The 22,746-nt window shown below is 51.2% G+C and carries 16 protein-coding genes; 11 read left to right on the forward strand and 5 right to left on the reverse strand.

All coding sequences use genetic code 11. The annotated features are described in order from the left end of the window. The first annotated feature begins 1 nt into the window (after position 1). The 6 genes from ACNI23_RS19670 to ACNI23_RS19695 all read left to right on the forward strand — a co-directional run bounded on the left by ACNI23_RS19670 (position 2) and on the right by ACNI23_RS19695 (position 9,250). Positions 2-2,311, forward strand: a complete 2,310-nt coding sequence (locus ACNI23_RS19670) for a type VI secretion system Vgr family protein (RefSeq protein ID WP_420250915.1) — start codon at positions 2-4, stop codon at positions 2,309-2,311. Between the two features lie 12 nt (positions 2,312-2,323). Further along, positions 2,324-6,157: a DUF2169 family type VI secretion system accessory protein gene (locus ACNI23_RS19675; protein ID WP_420250916.1), complete on the forward strand. Its 3,834-nt coding sequence runs from the start codon at positions 2,324-2,326 to the stop codon at positions 6,155-6,157. Then, complete coding sequence (locus ACNI23_RS19680) at positions 6,154-7,215, forward strand: pentapeptide repeat-containing protein (RefSeq protein ID WP_420250917.1); 1,062 nt, start codon at positions 6,154-6,156, stop codon at positions 7,213-7,215. The genes ACNI23_RS19675 and ACNI23_RS19680 overlap by 4 nt, the downstream gene beginning before the upstream one ends. Positions 7,216-7,325: 110 nt before the next feature. Beyond that, a complete protein-coding gene (locus tag ACNI23_RS19685) occupies positions 7,326-7,949 on the forward strand; it encodes a DUF3540 domain-containing protein (RefSeq protein WP_420250918.1) in 624 nt (207 codons plus the stop codon). A gap of 17 nt (positions 7,950-7,966) precedes the next feature. After that, positions 7,967-8,371 carry a DUF4150 domain-containing protein gene (locus ACNI23_RS19690; RefSeq protein WP_420250919.1) on the forward strand — a complete coding sequence of 135 codons (405 nt, stop codon included), beginning with the start codon at positions 7,967-7,969 and terminating at the stop codon, positions 8,369-8,371. Positions 8,372-8,476: 105 nt separating this feature from the next. After that, positions 8,477-9,250: a hypothetical protein gene (locus tag ACNI23_RS19695; protein ID WP_420250920.1), complete on the forward strand. Its 774-nt coding sequence runs from the start codon at positions 8,477-8,479 to the stop codon at positions 9,248-9,250. Between the two features lie 8 nt (positions 9,251-9,258). Here the strand turns inward: ACNI23_RS19695 and ACNI23_RS19700 are convergent, their stop codons facing one another. Beyond that, positions 9,259-10,713: a type VI secretion system contractile sheath domain-containing protein gene (locus ACNI23_RS19700; protein WP_420250921.1), complete on the reverse strand. Its 1,455-nt coding sequence runs from the start codon at positions 10,711-10,713 to the stop codon at positions 9,259-9,261. Between the two features lie 197 nt (positions 10,714-10,910). Between ACNI23_RS19700 and tssJ the strand changes: the two genes are divergently transcribed. The 5 genes from tssJ (at position 10,911) to ACNI23_RS19725 (ending at position 17,982) form a co-directional block, all read left to right on the forward strand. Then, positions 10,911-11,483: a type VI secretion system lipoprotein TssJ gene (tssJ, locus tag ACNI23_RS19705; RefSeq protein WP_420250922.1), complete on the forward strand. Its 573-nt coding sequence runs from the start codon at positions 10,911-10,913 to the stop codon at positions 11,481-11,483. A gap of 3 nt (positions 11,484-11,486) precedes the next feature. Then, positions 11,487-12,866, forward strand: a complete 1,380-nt coding sequence (gene tssK / locus ACNI23_RS19710) for a type VI secretion system baseplate subunit TssK (protein WP_420250923.1) — start codon at positions 11,487-11,489, stop codon at positions 12,864-12,866. A 61-nt stretch (positions 12,867-12,927) separates the two neighbouring features. Then, a complete protein-coding gene (locus tag ACNI23_RS19715) occupies positions 12,928-13,653 on the forward strand; it encodes a DotU family type IV/VI secretion system protein (protein ID WP_420250924.1) in 726 nt (241 codons plus the stop codon). Between the two features lie 95 nt (positions 13,654-13,748). Continuing rightward, complete coding sequence (locus ACNI23_RS19720) at positions 13,749-17,252, forward strand: type VI secretion protein IcmF/TssM N-terminal domain-containing protein (RefSeq protein ID WP_420250925.1); 3,504 nt, start codon at positions 13,749-13,751, stop codon at positions 17,250-17,252. Positions 17,253-17,262: 10 nt separating this feature from the next. Next, positions 17,263-17,982, forward strand: coding sequence for a hypothetical protein (locus tag ACNI23_RS19725; protein ID WP_420250926.1), 720 nt, complete (start codon positions 17,263-17,265; stop codon positions 17,980-17,982). A gap of 206 nt (positions 17,983-18,188) precedes the next feature. Here ACNI23_RS19725 and ACNI23_RS19730 read toward each other — a convergent pair whose 3' ends face one another. Genes ACNI23_RS19730 through ACNI23_RS19745 form a run of 4 tightly spaced genes read right to left on the reverse strand, consistent with a single transcriptional unit; the run spans position 18,189 to position 22,696 of the window. Continuing rightward, on the reverse strand, positions 18,189-19,460 hold the full coding sequence (locus ACNI23_RS19730) for a radical SAM protein (protein WP_420250927.1): 1,272 nt from the start codon (positions 19,458-19,460) through the stop codon (positions 18,189-18,191). A gap of 40 nt (positions 19,461-19,500) precedes the next feature. Next, positions 19,501-20,859, reverse strand: coding sequence for a nitrogenase component 1 (locus tag ACNI23_RS19735; RefSeq protein ID WP_420250928.1), 1,359 nt, complete (start codon positions 20,857-20,859; stop codon positions 19,501-19,503). A gap of 2 nt (positions 20,860-20,861) precedes the next feature. Beyond that, positions 20,862-22,226, reverse strand: a complete 1,365-nt coding sequence (gene nifE, locus ACNI23_RS19740; protein ID WP_420250929.1) for a nitrogenase iron-molybdenum cofactor biosynthesis protein NifE — start codon at positions 22,224-22,226, stop codon at positions 20,862-20,864. Positions 22,227-22,240: 14 nt separating this feature from the next. Further along, positions 22,241-22,696 (reverse strand): GNAT family N-acetyltransferase, encoded by a 456-nt coding sequence (locus tag ACNI23_RS19745; protein ID WP_420250930.1) that lies wholly within the window; start codon positions 22,694-22,696, stop codon positions 22,241-22,243. Positions 22,697-22,746: the final 50 nt, after the last annotated feature.

Genomic DNA, 22,746 nt, shown 5'->3' on the forward strand with positions numbered 1-22,746 from the left:
TATGGCAGATAATTCCAAGCCCAAATTTGTGTTTGAGTCCAAGGGGGTGGATAAGAACACCTTCAGTGTGGTCCGGTTTAAGGGTACTGAAGGCTTGTCGACCATTTACCGTTTCAGCATCATGCTGATATCGGAAAAGAATGACCTCGATATCGGTTCTATTCTCCAGAGTCCTGCGGAATTCACCATCAAGCGTGATGATGGGGATATCCCGTTTAAGGGCATGCTCAGTTCTTTTGAGCAGCTTCATCAGGCGGGGAAGTACTGCTTCTACCGTGCAGAACTTGTCCCAAAGCTCTGGTGGGCGACCCTGACTCATTGCAATCAGATTTTCCTGAATGAAAATGCTCAGGGATTCTTGGGTGATGTACTCAAGAAGGCGGGACTCAAGGAAGGCCTGAATTTTGATTTCAAACTTCAAGGTTCCTATCCTTCATGGGAGTATGTCTGCCAGTACGATGAATCCCATTTCAACTTTGTCTCCCGCTGGATGGAGCGGGACGGCATGTATTATTATTTTGAGCAGACCGATCAGGGCGAGAAAATGGTCATCACCGATACCCACATTTCTCATTCGCCCATGAAGGAAGGCACCAGCCTGACCTATTCCCCGCCGAGCAATCTTGATCACGCCCACCGTGAGGAGATCGTCAAGAATTTCATGCTCAAGCAGCAGCCCCTGCCTAAAAAGGTACTGCTCAAGGATTACAACTACCGTAAGCCCAGCCTTGAAATGAAGGCTGAGGCCCTCGTCTCCCAGCAGGGCATGGGCGAAATCTACATTTACGGTGAGCATTTCAAAACTCCGGATGAAGGAAACACGCTGGCCCAGATCAGGGCGCAGGAGTTTCTTTGCCGTGAAAAGGTCTTCCACGGTGTCTCCACTGTTCCTTACATCCGTACCGGATATATTTTTGAGTTGAAGGATCATTACCGTCAGGATTTCAACCAGCGTTACCTGACCACGGAAGTTGTGCACGAGGGCAGTCAGGAAGCTTACCTTGTTTCCGGTCTGGGATTGAATCTGGCTGAAGATGCTGATCGTCTTTACTATCGCAATTCCTTCACCTGCATACCCGCGAACACACAGTTTCGCGCCGAGCGCAAGGCTGTGAAGCCGAAGTTTGCAGGCACCATCAATGCCAAAGTCGATGCCTCGGGCAGCGGGCAATATGCCGAGCTGGATGGAGAGGGCCGTTACAAGGTGATCATGCCTTTTGACGAATCCGGGCGCAGCGGCGGCAAGGCTACCACTTGGTTGCGCATGGCTCAGCCTTACGGCGGTTCCAACCACGGCATGCATTTTCCGCTGCATAAAGGCACAGAGGTGTTGATAACATGTGTAGAAGGAGATCCGGACCGGCCCATTATTCAGTCTGCGGCTCCTAACCCGGAAAACCCCAGTCTGGTCAAGGATGCCAACCAGACCAAGTGCATTATCGTTACCGGAGGCCAGAACCTGTTCCATATTCAGGATAAGCAGGGAAGTGAGGGGATGCACCTCAAAACTCCTAAAGATAACACTTATGTGCGGCTTGGTTCAGCAGCTGCGGAACCTGCAGGCAGCTCCAGTTCAATGACAGAGGAAAAGGTAAAGCAGATAGCTGACGAAGAGATTGAAGCGAAAAAGAAAGAAGAAAGCCTGGCTCTTTCCACCGAGGGTAATATCAAAATTAACGGTAAGAATATTGCCAGCTATATCCTCGGTAACGAGAGCAAGGTTGTTCTAGGATTCTCGCAGCTTGTGAATATAGGTAACGATACCAAGTTCTTCGGGGCTCTTAAGGAAGACATAGTTGTCGGTATGGAGACCGGGATAAAACTCGCTTTGCTCAATGAGATTACTGCTACAAAAAATGGTTTGGTACTTGGGACCGCCCTCAAGGCTGAAACAGAGCGTGAAGAGTTAATCGCAGACCATCATCGGATGAACATAGATATGACCAAGCTTAACGCTACCTGTGCTGAAATCAATGGCGACTTGAGCACTATTCGTGAAGCTCATACTAATTTAGCTATGGATTTCGATGATTTGAAAGGAGCAACCGCACAACTGGCAGGAGAATCCAGCAAGCTTGCCGGACAGGTTGATGAGGTTTGGGGCGAGATGGATACCGTGGCCGGTAACCTGACTCATCTTTGCGGAGAAGTAACAGCCTTGGCCGGTGAAGATAATAAAATAGTCGGCGTGATGGCTAAGAGTATCGGTGAATCAACAAAGCTGATCGGGACCAGTTCTAATGTAACAGCGGAGACAAGCCAGATTTCAGGCGAGATGAATAATATTGCAGGACTGATCAATAACATCTAGCCCCGGAGCCACATGAAGATATTTAAGGAAAAGCAGCATTCCTTTTATCCGCGCCCTTTGGGTATCGGCGATAAGTTCTATCTCAGTGTCGGGGTCATGGTTTTGTTTGACCTTAATGATCCTGATAATCTGCTTGATGAACAGGAACTATGGAAGAACGTGCCGGCACAGCTTGGGCCAAAACCGCTTATCGATCAGGGAGTACCCAAGCCGCGTGGCGAGTTCTTGGTAAGCGGTTCATGCTTTGCCCCGCGCGGGCAGTCCCGTCCGGCTTCGCAGGCGCAGGTTCGGGTGGGTGAAAAGGAAAAAACGCTGAATATCTTCGGAGACCGTTATTGGAAAAACGGTCTGATCACCGAACCGGAACCGTTCGTGGAAATGCCCGTGGTCTGGGCAAATGCATTCGGAGGATCGGATTACGCTAAGAATCCGCTTGGCAAAGGTATGGATAAGGTTCCCATGCATGACGGTTCCGAGGCCGTACCCCTGCCTAATGTCGAATTGCCGCAGCAGCAGATCGGTTCCCCTTCCCAGAAGCCGGATCCGGCGGGGTTGGGTCCACTTGATCTTATGTGGCCGCAACGGGCTCAGAAGAACGGCACTTATGATGAAAAATGGAAGAATGAGCGTTGGCCCTTTTTTCCTGATGACATGAATTACGAGTTTTTCAATGCTGCCTGCGAAGATCAGTTCATGGACGGTTACTTCAAGGGCGGAGAAACGGTGCAGATCAAGAATATGCACCCTGATTTTCCGCTTATTGAAAGCGCATTGCCCAGTTTACGCATGCGTTGCTTCGTAACAATTAATAAAAATTTCAAGCCGCATCAATTTCCGGTGGGGCCACTGCCATCCCACCAGATACAAGCAGATGAGGAGTTCCGCGAGGTCTCTTCCAGACTGGAAACAGTTTGGTTTTTCCCTTCCATTATGCGCGGGCTCCTCATCTATCGTGGCACCACTGAGGTCGTAGACGATGAGGGCGCGGATGTGCTGCGGGTTTTGATCCGCCATGAAGCGCAGGACGAGGAATCTAAACCCATCGAATATTACCGGGATTTGCAGATCAAGCTTCTTGACCGAGGGGTGGACGTTGATATGTCCAAGGCTGAAGCAGCCATGCAGAAGGCCAAAAAATCCCTGCTCAAGATCAAGAATATTCCCAAATTTGCGGATGAAATCCGCCAGAAGGCACTTGGCAACCGTCCTTCCATGCCCATGCAGGCCCCGGAGGAGGTTGTGGCCGGGGCGCAGAAGATGATTGCCGGACACTATAAGACGCTGGACACTCTGGAAGCCATGGCTCGTAAGGCTCATGCTGAAAATGGTCATCTGGTGGAAATTAATCTCGGGGTTTTCGATAAGTTTCGGGGTAAGTTGGCAGGGCTTGAGAAGAAGCTGACAACGACCGGAGCGAAGTTTTCCGCCACCAAGAAAAAACTTGAAGCATCACGCAAGGCTGCGGTTAAAGACGCTTCGACCAAGCTTAAAGGGATCAAACCGGAACATCTTAAGAAAAACGGGATTGATCCTGATGAGCCTATCCCGGATGATTTCCCTTTCCATAAAAAGGTTAATCCATGGCATGACTGTGGTTTTCCGCTGGTGGCAAAATGGCGCAGGGCATTGGAAAATGACCGTGATACCATGAAAAAGCTAACCGAGCTCGGTATTGAGCGCAAGACCATCAAGCGCATGTGGCTTGGTGTTAACAGTGAAGTTCTGAGCGAATTCCCGGCGGATTGGGGTCTGGACGGCGAAGATGAATTTACTATCCCGGCAGGACTTGTGATGCCCCGTTTTGACGGTCCGGTGCTCAATCATATCAAGAGCAATCCGGGGCGATTTGCAGAGGCTGAGGAGGCTTTAGTTCCCGGTTCGAATGAAGAACCGCTCTTTCTGCCCAGCTCAACACTTATCGATCTGCCGACTATGCCTGCGGCTGCTGCGGCCCCGGTTGTTTGTGTGGCTGATGAGTTGCAGGCCTTGTTCATGGAGCAGGAAGTAGGTGATTTCTGTTCCATCCTGACCCTTGAATCACCCAAGGTGAAACCGGGTAAGGATGCGGCTAAGGAATTGAAGAACGCATTGGCAGTGCTGGTTGTCCGTCCTGAAAAATGGAGCACGGACAGCGAACACAGGAAAGAATGGGCCGATTGGCAGTCGGCATTAAAACCAGCTCAGCCGTTGGAGCTTGAGCATGGGCGTACTGTTTTTGAATCCAGCAAGAAAGGCAGCGATATCCGCCAATGGGTGCTGGATCATCTGCCTGAAGAGCATGCTGCGGAACATGCCATGCCTATGGCTATGCCCGAAAAAGGTGAGCTGCCGGATGGCGAATTTCTGAAAGGTTTCATGCCTCCATTCCCGGACGTTAAGGGCTTGGCAAAAGGTATCCACGCCGAGGTCAAAAAGAGTATTGAGGCTAAGTTTGAGCCTGTCAAAGCCAAGCAGAAGGAGATGCTCAACCTGATGCGCGAGAAGGCCGAGAAATACTCCAAATTGGGAGCAGATCCCTCAAAAGTAGTACTTGAACCCACAAGACCGAAGTCGACAGCTACGCAAGTCGGCAAGGATGCCGCAGCTAAGGTCAGGGCCAAAGCAGCTGAATTGAAGCGGCGTAACTTGCTGACCCCGGAAGATGCCCAGAAAATGGAAGCTGAGGCTGCAAGGATGGAAAAGACTGGCGCAAAGCTTGATGCCGAGAATGCAAAGCTGCTCAAGAAATTTGAGGCCAAGAAGATCGAAATGGCTGAGGGTTTGAAAAAACTGAAATCCAAAACCTTACCCGATGATGCAGCCGCAAAGCTTGCCGAGCATGGCTTGAGTGCCGATTCCCTGCGTGCTCTGACTCGTGAGGAAGTCCAGCGTTACCACGCGCAGGGTAAGTCGTTGGTCGGGGCGGTCCTTTCCGGTGTGGATCTTTCCGGTCTTGATTTGTCCGGTGCCGATTTGAGTAAATGTCAGCTCCAAAAGACGAATTTCAAAGGCGCAATACTCGACAATGCCAAGTTTGTGCAGGCTCTGGGGATTGGGGCCGATTTCAGCAAAGCCTCGCTGAAAAGTGCGGACCTCGGGCGTGGAATATTCAACAAAGCCTTATTCAAAGAGGGCGAACTAACCGGTGCTATTGCAAAGCAGGCAGTTTTCAAGGGGGCAGATTTCAGCAAAGCAGTGCTCCGCGATGCCAGTTTTGATATGGCTATTCTTGAAAAAACGGACTTCAGCGAAGCCGAGCTAAAGGGTGTACGGATCAACATGTGCATGATCAGCGGCAAGGCAGACCAAGCCGATTTCAGTCAGTCGACTATTAAGAAATCAATCTTCAAGTCATCGTCCCTCACCGGAGTTGATTTCAGCGAAGCCTCGGTTAACGAATCCCTGTTCAACAATGTGGATGCCCACAAAACCGATTTCACTGATGCCAATCTGGATAAACTGCGTACCGGGCGCAATTCCAATTTCAAGGATTCGGATTTCCGCAATGCCACCCTGCGCGGCGCAGCCCTGCGTGAATCGGATTTTACCGGATCGGATTTCCGGGGCGCGGACTTTGAGAATGGCCTGATTGATAATTCGCAACTGGTTCGGGCTAACTTGAACGGAATCTCTGCTAAAGGTGCACGTTTCACCAAAAGCAACCTCGAAGCCGCTTCCATGCGTGCTGCAAACGTCCATATGGGCGGCATGCGCAAGGCACGGTTGGTGGATACCGATTTGCGCGGCTCCAATCTTTTTGCCGTGGATTTTTACAAATCCGTGGTCGGCAATACCCGTTTCGAGGCTGCTAATCTTAAGCGCAGCCAACTGCACGGCAAACTCGAACTGCTGGATGACGACTCATGAGTACACTGAATCGTGAACAGATACTTGCGGCTATAGCCGATAATCAAACCCTGAAGGATGTGGATCTTTCCGGGGCCGACCTTTCCGGTGTCGATCTGACCGGAGGGCGTTTCCGCAATGTTAAATTTCACGGGGCTGACCTTTCCGGGGCTAACATCCTCAAGACAGGATTCAAGAATTGCGAATTCAACGAAGCCCGTTTTGATGGAACTGACCTGACCAAGATAAATCTGCAGGGGATGAGTTTTGCCGGGGCATCTTTCAAGGAAGCTAAAATCCATATGGCAACGCTCCAGAAAACCGATTTCAGCGGTGCTGATCTGACCGGGGCGGAGCTTACATGGTCCATGGCTCAGCATTCCAGTTTTAAGGGCGCGAACATGCGTTCCATGAAGATCGTCAAGACCGTGCTTTCGCATTCCAATCTCGACGGGGCCGACTTTTCCGGGGCCAATTTTGATAGGGTTGTCTGCAACGGTTCTTCTTTCAAGGGCACAAAGTTCAAGGGCGGAACATATTTCAAGATGATGATGCGTGAGGCGGATTTGGAGAATCAGGATATTTCCGGTCAGCTCTTTTCACAGGTGTTATTGGATAGTGCTAACCTGCGCGGGGCCAACCTTTCCGGCGCGGACATGACCATGTCGAATTTCACGGGTGCGGATTTAACCGGAGCGAATCTTTCCGGCGCAGTCCTGCGCAGTTGCATGCTCAACGGAGCAGTTCTGCGCGAAGCTGATTTCACGCGAGCAGATTTAACAAAAGCTTATCTCGGCGGAGCAGACGCGACCATTGCTGATTTTTCCGGCGCGACAATGGTTCACGCAATTTTCAACAAGGCCATCTGTCAGGCTACAAAATTTAACAGGGCCAGTTTACAGCATTCAGATTTTTCGCATGCCGACCTGACCCATGCGGATTTCAGCAGGGCTTCCATGTATCGGGCTAAGCTGCATCGCATAATCGAGAAGGATACTCGCTGGGATGGAGCGACTCTTATTATGTTGCAAGGTACGGACAAAGATATGGAGGAAGCCGAAAACTGGGTTCATGGTTAAGCCTTCCCCGGACCCCATCCCCTTCAAAACCATTTAATTTGCTTCGCATCTTTGTTTGGCGAAGTGGTATAGAATAAAAGAAATACGGTTCTTCAAATACGGGAGGATATATGAATAATCTGATTAAAAAGCATGAATCGGTCACACCCCAGCTTGAGTATGGGCGGGTGATTCTGGCTGATGACGGTGTTGTGGTTGAGACTTCCCTTGGAGAACTTGAAGCGCAGAAGGCTGTCAGTTGTCTGGTCAGCCCCGAAGCAGGCGATAGTGTGCTCGTCTCTGTGGACACAAAGGGCGGGGTCTGGATTTTGTCCGTGCTTGCTCGTGCTGCTGATACGGCGACATCAATAGAAGTAGATGGCGATGTTACTCTGCGGAGTAAAAACGGAAGTCTGTCCATTGTCGCGGACGATGAATTGAACTGCATAAGCGATAAGGCGGCCTTGCATTCCAATGAGGTTGAAATTTCAGCGGGCAAGGTTTCGCTCACTTCGCGTTTGTTCAGCAGTAATGTGGAGCGGGTTAAGAAAGTTGCCGGAAATGTGGATGAGGTCAGCCGGGAATTTACCCGCCGTGTGGTCAATTATTTCCGTTTCACCAAGGAACATGAAGATTGTCAGGCCGAGTCTCGCAGGCAGTTGGTGGACGAAACCCTGACCATACAGAGTAAAAATGCCATGATCGTTTCAGAGGAACACGTGAAAATAGACGGTGAATTGATTCATATGGGCTAAAAATCAAGGAGTATCATATGTTTGCGCTTACCATGGGAGCAGGGATGGACATGGGGTTTCCGGATGTCTGTCTGACCCCGGCAGGTCCGGTTCCGGTGCCGGTTCCTTATCCGAATATTGCCGAGTCAGCGACATCGGCCCCGGCAGCATACAACGTGCTTTGCGATTGCATGCCGACCCTTAATCAGGTTTCGCTCGGGCTGGTCAGTGAAGGAGATGAGCCCGGTGTTGAAATGGGCGTTGTCTCGCATCTGGAATCCGGCCAGACGGAGTACATAGTCGGCTGCATCACTATTTTAGCTGACGGCATACCCGTGCAGCGGCTGACCAGCGTGACCGGTCAGAACTGCCTTGCGGTACTGCCCAACGCACCAGGAATCTGCGCGGTTCCCAGTCAGGTCACGGTCTTAACTCTGGGATAATTTTTACTACGAAGCGGCGAAGCCCTATTAAAAGTTTTTGAAGAGTCCAGAGAAACTTTTTTCAAAAAGTTTCTTTGGCCCTCGGAGATCCGCCGGAGGCAATACATGGCAAAAAGCATATTCATTTCAATTTTGGAAAAAGACGAAGCCAAGGGGAAGGGCCTTTTCCAGACCGTTACCCGTTACGGCCTTGGCGTGAACGGTCATTTTTGGTCCGAAAATTTGGAAAAGATGGAATGGGCCGGACCTATCGGCGAGATGGAGAAACCGGAAGTTGGCGTCTGGCTGATCAAGGGCGGCAAGGCCAGCTATGAGAACCCGGACATCCGTTTCGGACTGGGACTATTGGCAGCGGCAGTGCAGGCTAGGCGCGGTCACGGCTTCCCGATCCTGTGCATCTGTGATGACGGCGAGCTTGATTCCGCAACTTTGCCGACCATGCTGCGCGGCGCGGAAGTTGTGGATGAAGCCAAGCTCGGCGCGAAGCTGGCAGCCAAAGCCAATATGCCGATCAAGAAAGTTGATGCGGAATACCGTTTTGACCTTTATCCATTGCCGAGTCTGGGACTTTGGATCGAGGTCGGGCCTGCTCCGGGTCATAAATGGAGCGGGGCTCTGCTCGGGGTAAGTGATGGTGATATAGGTGCACACGGCGTGGGGCCTGCCGGACAATTGCCGGAAAAATGCGTGCTCAATTATCCCATGAAGGGCTTGAAAATGGAAATGGGCGGCAAGGATTTCATCGGCTGGGCCGTGAAAAACGAACTGGGCGAAGATGAATCATATTTCGTAAAAGTCGCCGGAACACCGGACGCACTGATCTTCGGTGAATTCCCTGACGGCGATGATGCCGAGTTCTATTCTTTAGAACTCAAGTGAAGTGATTTTTACCAATTAAATCCGAAGCTAATAGGTACATTCCCGGGCAGGATTTCCGAGCCCGGAGTAATGGAAATCTCAAGGGGAATCGTCTTACCGGACGGTTCTTCTTTTTTTATGCTCAAATCCTGCGGTTGCGGATATCCCTGCTGCTGGAGGAACAGTGTAATTGCTTCGATTAATTGCGATTCAATGTCGCTGAATTCTTTGCGCTTTGCCGTTGATAATAAAATCAGAAAATGAATCAATCCTGAAAGGTAGAACCGCAGATTTGCCGGACCACCGTCTATGGTTGTCGAACCGAGAAGAAAAGCCTGATCGCCGTTAAAGGCAAGGGCGTTTATTCCTGCCTGTCGAAAATCCTTGATCCGTTCTGTTCCTAAGGATGGATTGATAGGTGCCGGTCTTGTCCCTTCGGCAAGAGGTAAGCCGTCCAGTCGAGTGCTGGAATGGTCTGCAAAAAGGGTGGCCCTGCCATACTCTGAGAGGCTGCGGGCGCAGAGGGCTGCTGCGCCCCAGATGGAATTTGTCCAGAGCGGCCCCCGTTCGGAGAGGGAGGTCTGTTCAAATCCAGCTTCGGGGGAGTGCATGGTCCTGCCCATGATGGCCCCGGCACAACCGATAATCCATCCGGCGGCAGGCTGCTGGCGCAGAGTCTTCCAACGTCCGTACTCCGCACCTTCCAGCAGGGTTGGAATGAAGGGCAGTTTGTCTGCCTCAGCCCAGTTCTCCAATTCAAGGAACCTCGGCCCGAAAGCCACCATTGCCGGGGCGAGCATTGATTCCGCAAAATCCATGACCCGTTCCAGAATCTCCATGGACCGTGGCGAATTGTTCAGGCTGTGATCGATCAGAATCAACTCCGGCGGGGAATCAGCAAGTTCTTGTTCCAGTTTATCCAGAATTGGAATCAGGTTGTTTTCAGAAATGGGGACGAGCATGAATTCAACACTGATTTTGCTGCCGGAAGGAACCTGCCGGGACAGCAATTCCAGACCGCGCCATGCGGCCTCCATTTTTCTGAAAACCGGATCAGTGAAGATTGCCTGCAACAGTTCGCTTTTTGGGCGTTCGTGCTGGCCGGGCGTGGCAGTGGATTGCTCGGTTTGCCCGCTGTTGATCATGGAAAGAATGTCATCAAGAACGGCGGAACTTTTGGGAGTAGGTGTTGTTGGTTTTGGAGCGGGGACATCTTCCGCCATCTGGCTGATGATATTTTTGAATTCCGGGGTTCGGCTGATATTCTTGGGTCTGAAATCCGCCATCCTGCTGATGGAAATATTGATGGATGCAGCGGGGAAATGATTGCGGTCCAGAGAGATATCAAGGCTGGGGTTAATCTCAGCCAGAGCTTGGTCTATGGAAGAGGGCTCAGCCTTTATGCGCGGGGGATTGTTTGTTTCCAGTGTCGGGGAAAAGGGGGCCAGCATCAATAATTTGAAAGACGGAAGCTCGATATGCATGAAGACCTCACTGCGGTTGTTTTGCAAATAGGAATCGAAGTCATGTTAACGCAGATTGCGCTTCGGGGGCAACAAGGTGTTTCGCTTTTATGCTTAAATTGCATCTGCCATCGACATAAAGTTATTTTACGTGTAAATTGCTGTTAAGTACTGAATTCTCTTTTGGTGGCTCCAACTATGCAATCGGAGGGCGGATTGTGCGCGGTAGACTATTGATACTCCTGTTAATCCTGCTAGTGGCTGTTTGCAGTTGCGGTGGCAAGCAAAAGCCGGTTAATCCCACAACTGTGACCACTCCGGCTTCAAGCCCGGATCAGATGAAGTGGACTTATCAGATCAACGCCATTTCCTTTAAGCTGGGTGTGGATAAGAATCTCAATGCCTATGACGGGGCTCCGCATACCTTGCTGCTCTGTTTTTATCAGCTTTCAAATCTAAGTAAATTCAATGAATTGGCAGGAACTTCCACCGGTGTGGAAAAGATGCTCAATTGCACCAGCTTTGACCAGAGCGTTACGCAGGTCAAACGCGAATTTGTTCAGCCGGGAAGCAATTCTACCATCACGATGGATCGTGCCGAGGGCACTAAGTTCGTGGGTGTGGTTGCCGGATATTATGATTTGCAGGGCAAGGCTTCGCGCACTTGGCAGATTCCCATGGATGTGAGTGAGACGGGTATGCTTTGGTGGGGAGATACCTGGTACGCCCCTGCCAAGCTGGACGCCATGATCATTCTCGGCCCCCATGAAATTCAAAAGGTGGGGGAGTAGGCTATGCATGCGGATAAACCTTTGTTCTGGCATCAGGGATTGTTCCTGCAACCCCAGCACTTCCAGCTTTCAGACCTGCATCAGCTGCATCGTTTTCGGGCTATGCGCCAGTATGGATTGCCATATTTCTGGGGTGTCTCCGGTTTAAAAGTCCGTGAGGGTGCCCTTGAACGCAAACACTTTGAAGTTACTGAAATTGAAGTCTTCTTTGATGACGGTAATCTGGTTACTTTTCCGGGAAATGCCCATATTGAACCACGTTCCTTTGAGGGAGCATGGGAAGAGGGCGGAAAGCCTTTTACTGTCTATCTGGGGCTGCGTAAGTGGAATCCTGAGGGTGGTAATGTTGCGCAGGTTGAAGATACGGCCGCTTCGGTAAATACCATGTTCGCGGTTTCCCCGGACCCAGTTGAACAGCCGGACCTGCTGGGCAGCGGTCCTGCGGCCCAGATCAAGCCCATGCGTTATGTTTTGCGCTTGTTCTGGGAAGATGAACTGGATGATCTTGGGGCCTACAACATTATCCCCTTGGCCCGTTTGGAGCGCGATGTTCAGGAAGTGTGTCTGGATGAAAGCTTTGTTCCTCCCTGCATTACCCTGAGTGCTTCAAGATGGCTGCGGCATGTTTTCAGCGACATAAGTGATCAGGTTGCCTCGCGTTGCCGCAGGCTGGAGCAGTATAAGAATCCAGCCGGACTCGGTTCCGGTGATCTTGATTTTACTTCCACTGTTTTTCTGCTGGTTTTGCGTACCTTGAATCGTTACGCCCCGCAGCTGGATCATTTTGCTGCGGCTCCGCATATACATCCGTGGCACGCTTATGGGCTGCTGCGTCAGATTATCGGGGAGTTGTCTTCATTCTCACGGGAAATGTCCGCCCTTGGGGAAGGTCCGGACGGACAGAAGGTCCTGCCTGATTACGATCATGAAAATATTGGTCTCTGCTTTGAAAAAGCCCGTGAGATAATCACTAATATCCTGGACAGTCTGACTGCCGGACCGGAATTCATGAGCCAGTTTGTGTTCAGTGATCCTTACTTTACCGTGGAATTGCCGGAACGTGCTTTTGCTGCCGGAAACAGCTTCTGGATGCTGATAAAGACCGAGAATCCGGAACAGGCTTTGCCGGAACTCATGAATATCGCCAAACTTTCTGCAACCCACGGCATGAGCAACCTGCTGGCCCGTGCCGTGCAGGGGATCGGCATGATTCATATGGAAAATCTACCTCCCGGTCTGCCTAGGTCCAAAGGCACCCTGTGTTTCCGCATTGATACCGAATCCCCGCATTGGGAAGATGTGGTCCGCTCAGGAAGCCTTTCTCTTTACTGGGACAGTGCGCCCAGTGACCTTGCGGTCTACATAGCCGCCATGAGGGGGTAGATGGTGAATACTACTGGTTGTTTTTATCTTAAAATTAAAAATTATTTTGAGGGATTATTCCATGCATCTTTCTGATTGCTTCCTCGAACTCTTCACCTACATCAGGCTATTGACCGAATCTGCGGAAATGGCTGGCGCTGAGTATGAGCAGGTGCGTGATGATCTGAGGACGCTGATAACCCGCATGGATGACCGCAGCGATATGGTGGGGGTACCGGAAGATCTTTACAATGATGCACGTTTTGCGGTTTTTGCCTGGGCCGATGAAGCTGTGCTGGTTTCAAAATGGGCCGGGATGCGTGATTGGCTTAAACATCCTTTGCAGCGTGAGTTTTACGGAACAGCCAATGCGGGCGAGGAATTCTTTGAGCGATTGGATAAACTTTTCAACCGCAACAACGGCCCTGTGGATCAAAGCCTTTTCGCTGATATGGAAAAGGATGGTCAACCGGTCAATGACAATGGATTATCAGAAGTTCTTGAAGTTTACGCCCTTTGCCTTTCCTTAGGTTTCACCGGAAAGTATTTCAGTGAATCCGGAGAAGAACGTTTGGAAGAGCTGCGCCGGGAGTGCGTGGCCCGCATACCCGGAAGTGAGAAGGGCAGTGGGCCGGTTTTCCCGCAATCCTACGGAACAGGTGAGGCTGCACCGCGAAAATGCTGTTACGGGCGCATTTTTGATCCTGTTTCCCTGATCTTTTTCATCCTGCCCGTGTTTGTGGTCGGCGGGATGTTCTTTGCTTACAAGGTTTTGCTTGAGCAGAGCCTGAAGCTCTGGTTCGGTTAGTGTTGGGTTCATTAATATAGTATTTCGATCTCTATAAATATGAAATAATTTTGAGGATATGGCACTAGATTCCTAAGGGGTGAAAAGGCCGAAGCATGAAGAAATTTTTACTCAATCTGCTCAAGATCATCTTTATTGTGCTGCTTTTTGTGCTGGCGGCAGTAGCCTCCTATGCCCTTGTTACTTACATGGGCTGGCCGTGGTGGGCCGGGGCCTGTCTTTTTGGCGGAGTGATCGGGCTGGTTGCTGCTTTCTTTTTTATCCGTAAATGGATGCTGCGCAGGCGGGAGAAGAAATTTGTAAAGCGCATTGTGGATCAGGATGATTCGGCCATTGCCGCCGCCCCGTTGCATGAGCGTTCCCGCTTGCAGGAATTGCAGACACGCTGGACTGAGGCTGTGCAACTGCTCCAGAATTCGGAACTGCGCAGGCATGGCAACCCCTTGTACGCCCTGCCGTGGTTTATGGTTTTCGGTGAATCCGATTCCGGCAAGAGCACTGCGGTCGCCAGCAGCAGGCTGACTTCCATTCTTTCAGACGTTGGCCCAACCCCCGGAGTTTCTGCTACCCGCAATTGTGATTGGTGGTTCTTTGAAGAGGCGGTTATCCTTGATACTGCCGGACGCTATGCCATTCCCATTGATGAATCACGGGATAAGGAAGAGTGGGAAAAGTTTTTGACCCTGCTGGTTAAATACCGCAAACGTGAACCTCTCAACGGGTTGATCATCACCCTGCCTGCGGATCGTCTGCAATCAGGGGATGAAGACAGTCTGAACGAATACGGACGCAGTTTGCGGCGGCGGATCAATGAACTTATGCGTGTGTTGGGTGTGCGTTTTCCGGTCTACGTGCTGCTGACCAAGATGGATCTTGTTTTCGGGCTCAAAGGACTGACAGAAGTTCTTCCTGATGAGGCCCGTTCGCAAGCAATGGGTATGGTCAATGAATCCATGATTCCTGACCCCGAAGAATTTGTGGATGCAGCTGTTACCGGGGTTATTGAGCGTCTGCGTGCTTTGCGTATGATCCTGCTTGATCGGGAGAACAGCTTTGATCCCGCTTTCCTGCTTTTTGCCGAGGAACTGGACCGTTTACGCCCGCGTATCCGGGCTTTTGCAGAAGGTGTGTTCGAGGAGAATCCCTATCAGGAACAACCGTTGTTCCGAGGAATTTATTTTTCCAGCGGCGAACAGAGCGGTGAGCAGAGTTCCGCTTTTCTAGATAGTCTTCCCTCTTTGCAGAATGTGGAAACAAAGCTCCCGGGCACCCGTCAGGGTTTGTTTTTGCACGATTTTTTTTCCAAGGTCCTGACCCGTGACCGCAACTTGTTTACCCCCATACTTGAATTCCTCAAATGGAAGCTGCTTACCCGCAACATGGGAATGCTGGTCTGGTTGTCCCTGCTGTTCTTCGTCTGCGGTCTGTTCAGCATGTCCTTTTTGGGCAACCGCCGTGCTCTTGATGATCTTTTTACCGCCTTTCCGAAACCACCGGAGTTTTCAGAAAAGATTGATGAATGTGTTGTAGAGATGGAAGGTTTCCGCCAGAAAATAGTGCATTTGCACGATTTGAATTCCAATTGGTGGGTTCCGCGCATGGGGCTTGATGTCAGCCTTGAAGCAGAGCAGAAGGTCCGGCAGCTTTATGTTGAAAAGTTTGAATCAGCATTGCTGAAACCTGTGGATGCCGAGTTGTCCCGGACAATTGAAGGGTTGCATGCCGGTTCTTCGGAGCAGGAAGTCAGTGATTTCGTCAAGTTGCTTGGCTGGCGCATTGATCTGCTCGATAACCGGATTGAAGGTGGAAAAGCAAAGCCCTTGGCTCCGTACGAACTCCCTTCCGGTCAGGCCATGTCTATGGCTGTTCCGGGGTTCGAGTCGGACCTGATGAAGTATTATGGGCAAACTTACAGTTCATATCTTGATTGGATTGAAAATGATGAAGGATTAAAAGAGCAAAGACTGCTTTTGCAGGCTCGTCTTGGTAAGGTGTTCAGTCTTAAGGGATCGGATTTTAAATGGCTGGTGGATTGGGTTGATTCCAATCCTGAAGTACAGTCGGTGACCCTGCGCGATTTTTGGGGCGGGCCGCGCCTGCATTTTGAAAATGAGGTTCAGGTTCCCCCTGCCTATACGACCACCGGACATAAAATGCTCACTGATTTCCTCGGAGAATTGCGCAGGGCAATGCCGGATAATACGGATTTCGCACAACGAGAAAAGGATTTCTGGAATTGGTATGCAGAGCAATTCTACCGCTCATGGTATTCTTTTTCCGAGCATTTTACCGAAGGTGAGCGTCAGTTGCTGACTAAAGATGATTACAGCAGCATGGCTCATACTATGGCTAATGCCGACAACCCTTACTTCGAGCTGCTAGGCAGGATGAAAGAGGAATTTTCGGTAATTAAGGGATTGGGAACTGCCCCGGATTGGATTGCTGATCTTTTTGATTTCAACATTGTGTTGACCCAGTACAAGGCCATGAAAGCCAAGGGTGTAGAAGAATCTTCCCAGAAGGCTGAGGAATCCCTGCGTAAAATCATGGCGGATCTGGGCGGCAAGATGGCTAAAAATATTGAGGCCCGTATTGAGGGAGCCAAGCAGATCGATGAATATATGCAGGTGTTGCATGATCTGGCCGGATTTACCACCAGTCAGGAAACAGCTTTCAAGAGCGCGGCTGCTCTTTACCCCGCCACCGGACAGAGTTCTGGCGGCAGTGGGGCGGACAGTATGTCTGCCGGTGCGGTGAAAAAGAATCCTGTGGATGGAGCTACCAGAGCCATGGCCGCACTGCGTACACGCATGCGCAGTGGCGGGCAGGGCACCCATATGTTCTGGAATCTTGTGGCCGGACCGTTGGAATTTATGGTCTACGTGATCACCATGGAAGCTTCCTGCGAATTGCAACAGCTATGGGAAGGCAAAGTTCTTGCTGAAACCGCTCATGTTCCGTCGGATAAGCTGCGTACCACTCTGTTCGGCAAGAGCGGGATCGTCGATAAGTTCACTTCCGGCAGCGCCGCACCTTTCCTTAGCAAGGGCGTAAAGGGTTGGCAGAGTCGCCAATGGCTGGGCATTCCTTTTCCGTTCCGTGAAGATTTTTTTGTTTTCCTCAATGACGGAGAGCAGGGAGCGCAGGAAATTCAGCCTGAATACAAGGTCGGCTTGTCGACCATTCCTACTTCCGTGAATTCCAATGCCACGCAGGAGCCGTACGCCACAACCCTATCCCTTGAATGCGGCAGTGGCAGACAGGAGTTGGTAAACTATAACTATTCCGAAAAGACGACTTTCACATGGAAGCCTGATCAGTGCGGTACAACCACCCTGACCATCCGTTTTCCGGGTATTGATCTGGTCAAGACCTATGAGGGCAAGCTTGGTTTTGCCAAGTTCTTGTCCGAGTTCCGTAATGGCGAGGTCAATTTCAGTCCCAAGGATTTCCCGGATCAGGCCAAGGGCTTGCAAGGTCTGGGCGTAAGCAATGTAAAGGTTGGCTACAATTTCAGCGGTGCTGTTCCGGTAATCGAGGTCTTACAGATCAAGCCCTTGAACCTGCCGAATTTCATAACCGATTGCTGGGAAAATTAAGGAGGCGGATGTGCTGACTGTCTTTTACAGAAGATTTTACATCCTGCTCTTCCTGATTTGGCTGGGTGCAGTTTACGGTTTGTTTGTCCTTACCGTGTGGGGAGATTTTGATACTTTTATCAGTGATTTCAATAAGCCTGCACAGATGCTTTTTAACGGATCTTCTGCTGTAAACGGCTCAGAGACTCTGATGCAGGTTGCCACCGAAGAAGCAACTTCCGTGCGCAGGGAAGTCGTCCACGAAGTTCGCAAGGTTGAACGGGATGTGGAACAGTTTATTGAAGGTAATCAGACCGCAAATCAGGATGGTTCCGATCCGGTTAAACGGGAAATCCAAGAAGATCTTGCCGCTAACCGTACGCAGGGCGCTCCTGCTTCCAAAGTCGGTATGCTGGATAATCTTGAATTCACCCATACAGAAACTGAGTTTTTGGCGCGTTTGCAGACTTCACTTGAGGTCGGCAGGGTAACGTATTTCTGGCTGGACAAACCCTCCAAGCTGGTGGTGGATTTGCGCGGCAAGTGGCGTTATTCCGTTCCGCGGGTAACTGATTTCATATCCGGCTTTGTGGGGCAGGTAGTGCTGGGCAGACATACGGACCGTTTGCGACTGGTCTTTAATTTCCGCAATCCCGAAGCTGAAAAAGGCCCATCCCCGCAATTGATCCGAACACCGCAGGGCCTCGATATTGTTGTCACCGAAAAGGCGCAGCAACAAGCAAAAGAATAAAATAGTGAAGCCCCGGCCAGAGCAACTTGGCAGGGGCTTCGCAGTGTGATTTATAGAAACGGAGCATTCCTATAAATATAAGTAAATTGTGTTCAGAAGTAGTGAGATGCAAGTTGCAAGAAAGGTTCAAGGCCGAAGCGTATACTAATACGTGAGGATTTGAACCTTTCGCAGCAGCGCAGCAGATCGCTGCTTATGGACACAATTTAACCGCATTTGGTGCCGGTTCCGGTACAACAGGCATCTGCGATGCTGCCACGCCGTCCCTTATGAATATCCATATTTCCGCCGCTGTAGACCGTAGTCAGCGCATCTTCGATGAACCCGCCGATTACGTACGGTTCCACTCCGTCTTCAGCCAGCATTACCTGCGGGGTTTCACCGATGGCTGCTGCCAGCACTGCGCGGCAGTCACTGAGGGTAGCAGCAAGGTCTGTCCAGCGCTGAGGGCCGCATCCGGCTTTGGGCGCCGGCCGTTTTTCAACCAGCTTAAAGCCGCCATTTCCATCTTCGGCCCAGATGTGGAATTTCTTGGCCTCACCAAGATGCTGATTGACCAGCATTCCTTCGCGGGATGCCACTGCCACGTAGGGGCGCGGACCTTTTACATCAATGGGTTTCAGTTCAGAACAGGATTTCATGGTTCCGCAGAGGGCGACAGATTTATCGTCACCCAAAAGCCCGACTGCATCAGCACGGCAGCGGCGGCAGTGGGTCATCTGTTCGATTACTTTGCCTGCTTCTTTGCGCAGGGGACCGATGGTCTCATGACCCGGTTCAGTTATGTCCGCAAAAGGTGTATCTGCTGTCGGCTTAAGGGGGATCATGTTTTGGATGTCCGCGCCAAGCTCGGCACAGACTTTGGAAACTTCGGTAATATGATGCTCATTGATACCGGGGATGACGATGGAATTAACCTTTACGGTAATGCCCCGTTCTTTCAGGCCCTTGATCGCTGCAAGCTGGCGATCCAGCAGCACTTTCGCACCTTTTTCGCCGTGATATACCACCTTGTCGTCCTTGACCCATGAATAGATCTTGGCCCCGATTTTTGGATCAATTGCGCTGATGGTGATGGTTACGTGGGATACGCCCAGTTCTTTCAGGTCATCCAGATAAGGCAGGATTCCCATGCCGTTGGAGGACAGGCAGAAAATCAGGTGCGGATGTTTTTTATTGAGCAAACGCATAGTTTCCAGAGTCTCTTCCGGGTTGGCAAATGGGTCGCCCGGTCCGGCAATACCGGCAACGGTGATGCGCGGCTCTTTCTCCAGCACTGCATCCATGTATTCTGCGGCCTGAAAAGGTTTGAGTACACTGCTGGTTACGCCGGGACGCGATTCGTTGACGCAGTCATATTTTCGGTTGCAGTAGTTGCACTGGATGTTGCATTTGGGGGCTACCGGGAGATGTACACGTCCACAGGAGCCTGCGGTTTCTTTGTTAAAGCACGGGTGTTTAGTTGTATCTTTCTGCATGGTAATTCTCCCAGTATGATATATTTATATTGATAAATTCTTACATGTAGCCGTAACCAACGGAGTTATCCGCCTGCTTCTTCTCCAGCATTGCGTTGACAACGCGGTCGAAGAGGTGCTGCGTTCCGCGGTAGCCGAGGGTCGGGATGCGCTGTCCGCCGAAGCGGTCATGGACCGGAAAACCGACCCTGATCAGGGGGATGTCCCATGCTTTGGCATAGCGGTAGCCCTTGGAATGCCCGATAAGCATATCGGGCTTCAGATCTTCGGCCCTCTCGGAAATGTCGTGGAAATCAACACCTTCGTGGATTTCAGGGATGGTTCTGCCCACTCCTTCGGTTACAGCGGTGACTGCTTCGGCCATGCCTTTTTTCTTGGCACCGGAACCGGCAAGGATAACGTCCACACCAATTTCAGCCAGAAACGCACACAGTCCGGTTACGAGGTCTTCCTCGCCGTAAACAACTGCCCTTTTGCCGAACACGTACTTGTGTCCGTCAACGTAGGCATCAATCAGTCTGCCGCGCTCGCGCTCGTAACGGGCGGGCATTTCTTTGCCTGAAATGGCTTCAAGGGTTTCGAAGAAAATATCCGATTCGCGCAGTCCCATGGGCAGACCGATGCGGTGGTTTGCCACTCCGAAGCGTTCCGCAAGGCTGCTTCCGCCGCTCTTGGCGGGCACACAGCGACCGAGTTCGATGGTTGCCTTCGCGCCGGACATTTTCTTGATGTCCTCAACCGGAGTCCCGCCAACCGGGATTTTCATGTAATCTTCCAGTGCAGGGCCATCGAGGGTTTCGGAAATATCAGGCAGGATGGTCGCTTTCAGACCGAAATCTTCGCAAATATCAAAGAGGTGACGTACATCTTCGCAGGAAACCATGTTGGGCAGGATGTTGATGTGCCCGTCATTTTCTGCCTTCTCGGTGCAAAGCTGCTCGACCATGGAGCGCACTGCCCCGTGCCATCCGTCCACGTGGGTGCCGTTGTAGCTGGGAGTGGAAACCTGCACGATATCGGGCAGATTCAGGTCGCCGAACTCGTCGAAGAATTCCTTTAAGTACATGGGGACATCATCGCCGATGGTTTCAGTCAGGCAGGTGGTTGCCACGCCGACAATTTTCGGCTCGTACTTTTTCATGACATTAAGGATGCCCTTCTTCAGGTTCGGGCCGCCGCCGTAAATGGCGTTCTTTTCTCCCAGAGCCGATGAAGCGATATCCACGGGTTCACGAAAATGGCTGATGATATAGCGGCGCATGTAAGTAGCGCAGCCCTGTGAGCCGTGCAGGAAAGGAATGGAGCCTTCCACACCTCTGAATGCGAGAGATGCGCCGAGAGGTGTGCAGAGTTTGCAGGCATTAGTTGTGGATGTGTAATTTTTACTTTTGGTAGTCATGGCTATTCTCCTGCCTTCTTGGCTCTACGGGGTACAAAGTTCCAGACCGGACTCATGGCTGATGAATGGATTTCGCGGGCGAAGTTGAGCATGCCTTCGAAACCTTCAAGAGCTTCCTTGCGTTCGTGGTTATGATCGCAAAATCCGACTCCCATCTTGAAGGCGATGGGCCGTTCTTTTACGCCGCCTACGAAGATATCAACGTCCTTTTCTTTAATGAACGCTGAAAGTTCGAGCGGGTTGGCGTCATCAACGAGGATGGTGCCGGGATCGGAGATGCGTTCCAGTTCAGCATAATCTTCCTTGGTTCCGGTCTGGGAACCGACCATGACTACTTTCATGCCCAGATGGCGGAAGGCCTTGAGCAGGGAGAATGCCTTGAAAGAACCGCCCACGTACATGGCGACTTTTTTGCCTTCGAGGTCTTTGCGCATGCGGGCCAGCTCAGGCATGAGTTTTGAGAGTTCTTCGCGCACCAGATCTTCCGTGCGTTTGACAATGTCCGGGTCGACATCCTTGAAGAAATCAGCAACCTGATAGAGGGAATCGGCCATGTCTTCGATGCCGAGGTAGGAGACGCGCATAAAGGGCGTGCCGTATTCCTCTTTCATCATTTTTGCCAAATCCAATGTCGCACCCGAACACTGTACAAGGTTAAGGGCCGCACCGTGGCTGCGCCCGATATCCTTCACACGTCCGTCACCGGTAATGTTGGCGACGACCTCCACCCCCATCTTTTTGAAATATTCGCGGATGATCCAGATTTCCCCGGCAAGGTTAAAGTCGCCGAGAATATTCACGGAAAGCGGTGAAATGTCCGAAGTATCCTCGGTTCCCACCAGTTTGAACATGGCTTTGCAGGCCGCGAGATAGCCTTCACGTTTGCTGCCCTTGAATCCTTCCGACTGCACCGGAAGTACGGGAATGCCTTTCTTCTCACTCATTTTTCTACAGACCGCTTCAAGATCATCACCGATGATGCCTACAATGCAGGTGGAATAGACGAAGGCCGCCTTAGGGCTGTGGCGGTCGATGAGTTCATCAAGGGCGGCTTCAAGTTTTTTTTCACCGCCGAAGATGACGTCTGTTTCCTGCAAGTCTGTGGAAAAGGAGAGGCGGTGCAGTTCCGGTCCGCTGGAAAGTGCGCCGCGGATGTCCCATGTGTAAACCGCACAGCCGATAGGCCCGTGCACAAGGTGCAGGGCATCGGCTATGGGATAGAGAACGACCCTTGAACCGCAGAAAACACAGGCTCTCTGGCTCACTGCTCCGGCAAGTGACTCCCGGTTGCAGGCCATGTCCAGTGCTCCCTCGCCCGTGCGGTGAATCTGGTCTTTACGTTCTTCTAATATTGTATATTCATTCATGATGTGCTCCGTTGCTATGCGTTCGTCTTGCGAAGGCAGATCAGGCTTGTGTTGCTCCAGCCTATTTTCTCGTAAAATTTCAGGGCCGGGGTATTGTCGCAGTCTGCAAGCAGTTGCAGTCTTGTTGCTCTATTTTCTTCTGCGAATTCGAGAATGGCTTCCATGAGCATGGTGCCGATTCCCTCCCCTTGCCGGTCGCTGCGGACAACCACGTCTTCAACAAGGATGGACGGGCCGCCTTCAGCGGTTGAGATTACAATCTGACCGGTGCACATGCCGACCACTCCCCCATGTTCTTCTGCAACCAGAATGCGTGCCCGGGGATTGCCCAGCAGCATTCTCAACCCCTTCATCTGTCTGTTCCCATCCGCTGAAAAGTCCTTCTCGACGGAGAAAAGTGACTTCAGCAGATCGGTCATTGGGTCCAGATCAGCAGAGTTGGCGTTGCGTATATGAACTGTGGTCGGCATATGCTCCCTCTATGGTTTTCCAAAATCCAGAAGCGTGAACTTTGAAATGT

Origin of the sequence: Maridesulfovibrio pacificus (SeqCode), assembly GCF_048612815.1 — a bacterium.
Classification (GTDB): Bacteria; Desulfobacterota; Desulfovibrionia; order Desulfovibrionales; family Desulfovibrionaceae; genus Maridesulfovibrio; species Maridesulfovibrio pacificus.

Coding starts and splice junctions, on each gene's coding strand:
- nifE (WP_420250929.1), bottom strand. CDS start 22,226: ATGAATGAATATACAATATTAGAAGAACGTAAAGACCAGATTCACCGC.
- ACNI23_RS19695 (WP_420250920.1), top strand. CDS start 8,477: ATGGCAAAAAGCATATTCATTTCAATTTTGGAAAAAGACGAAGCCAAG.
- ACNI23_RS19715 (WP_420250924.1), top strand. CDS start 12,928: ATGCATCTTTCTGATTGCTTCCTCGAACTCTTCACCTACATCAGGCTA.
- ACNI23_RS19720 (WP_420250925.1), top strand. CDS start 13,749: ATGAAGAAATTTTTACTCAATCTGCTCAAGATCATCTTTATTGTGCTG.
- ACNI23_RS19690 (WP_420250919.1), top strand. CDS start 7,967: ATGTTTGCGCTTACCATGGGAGCAGGGATGGACATGGGGTTTCCGGAT.
- ACNI23_RS19685 (WP_420250918.1), top strand. CDS start 7,326: ATGAATAATCTGATTAAAAAGCATGAATCGGTCACACCCCAGCTTGAG.
- ACNI23_RS19735 (WP_420250928.1), bottom strand. CDS start 20,859: ATGACTACCAAAAGTAAAAATTACACATCCACAACTAATGCCTGCAAA.
- ACNI23_RS19680 (WP_420250917.1), top strand. CDS start 6,154: ATGAGTACACTGAATCGTGAACAGATACTTGCGGCTATAGCCGATAAT.
- ACNI23_RS19670 (WP_420250915.1), top strand. CDS start 2: ATGGCAGATAATTCCAAGCCCAAATTTGTGTTTGAGTCCAAGGGGGTG.
- ACNI23_RS19700 (WP_420250921.1), bottom strand. CDS start 10,713: ATGCATATCGAGCTTCCGTCTTTCAAATTATTGATGCTGGCCCCCTTT.
- tssK (WP_420250923.1), top strand. CDS start 11,487: ATGCATGCGGATAAACCTTTGTTCTGGCATCAGGGATTGTTCCTGCAA.
- ACNI23_RS19730 (WP_420250927.1), bottom strand. CDS start 19,460: ATGCAGAAAGATACAACTAAACACCCGTGCTTTAACAAAGAAACCGCA.
- ACNI23_RS19745 (WP_420250930.1), bottom strand. CDS start 22,696: ATGCCGACCACAGTTCATATACGCAACGCCAACTCTGCTGATCTGGAC.
- ACNI23_RS19675 (WP_420250916.1), top strand. CDS start 2,324: ATGAAGATATTTAAGGAAAAGCAGCATTCCTTTTATCCGCGCCCTTTG.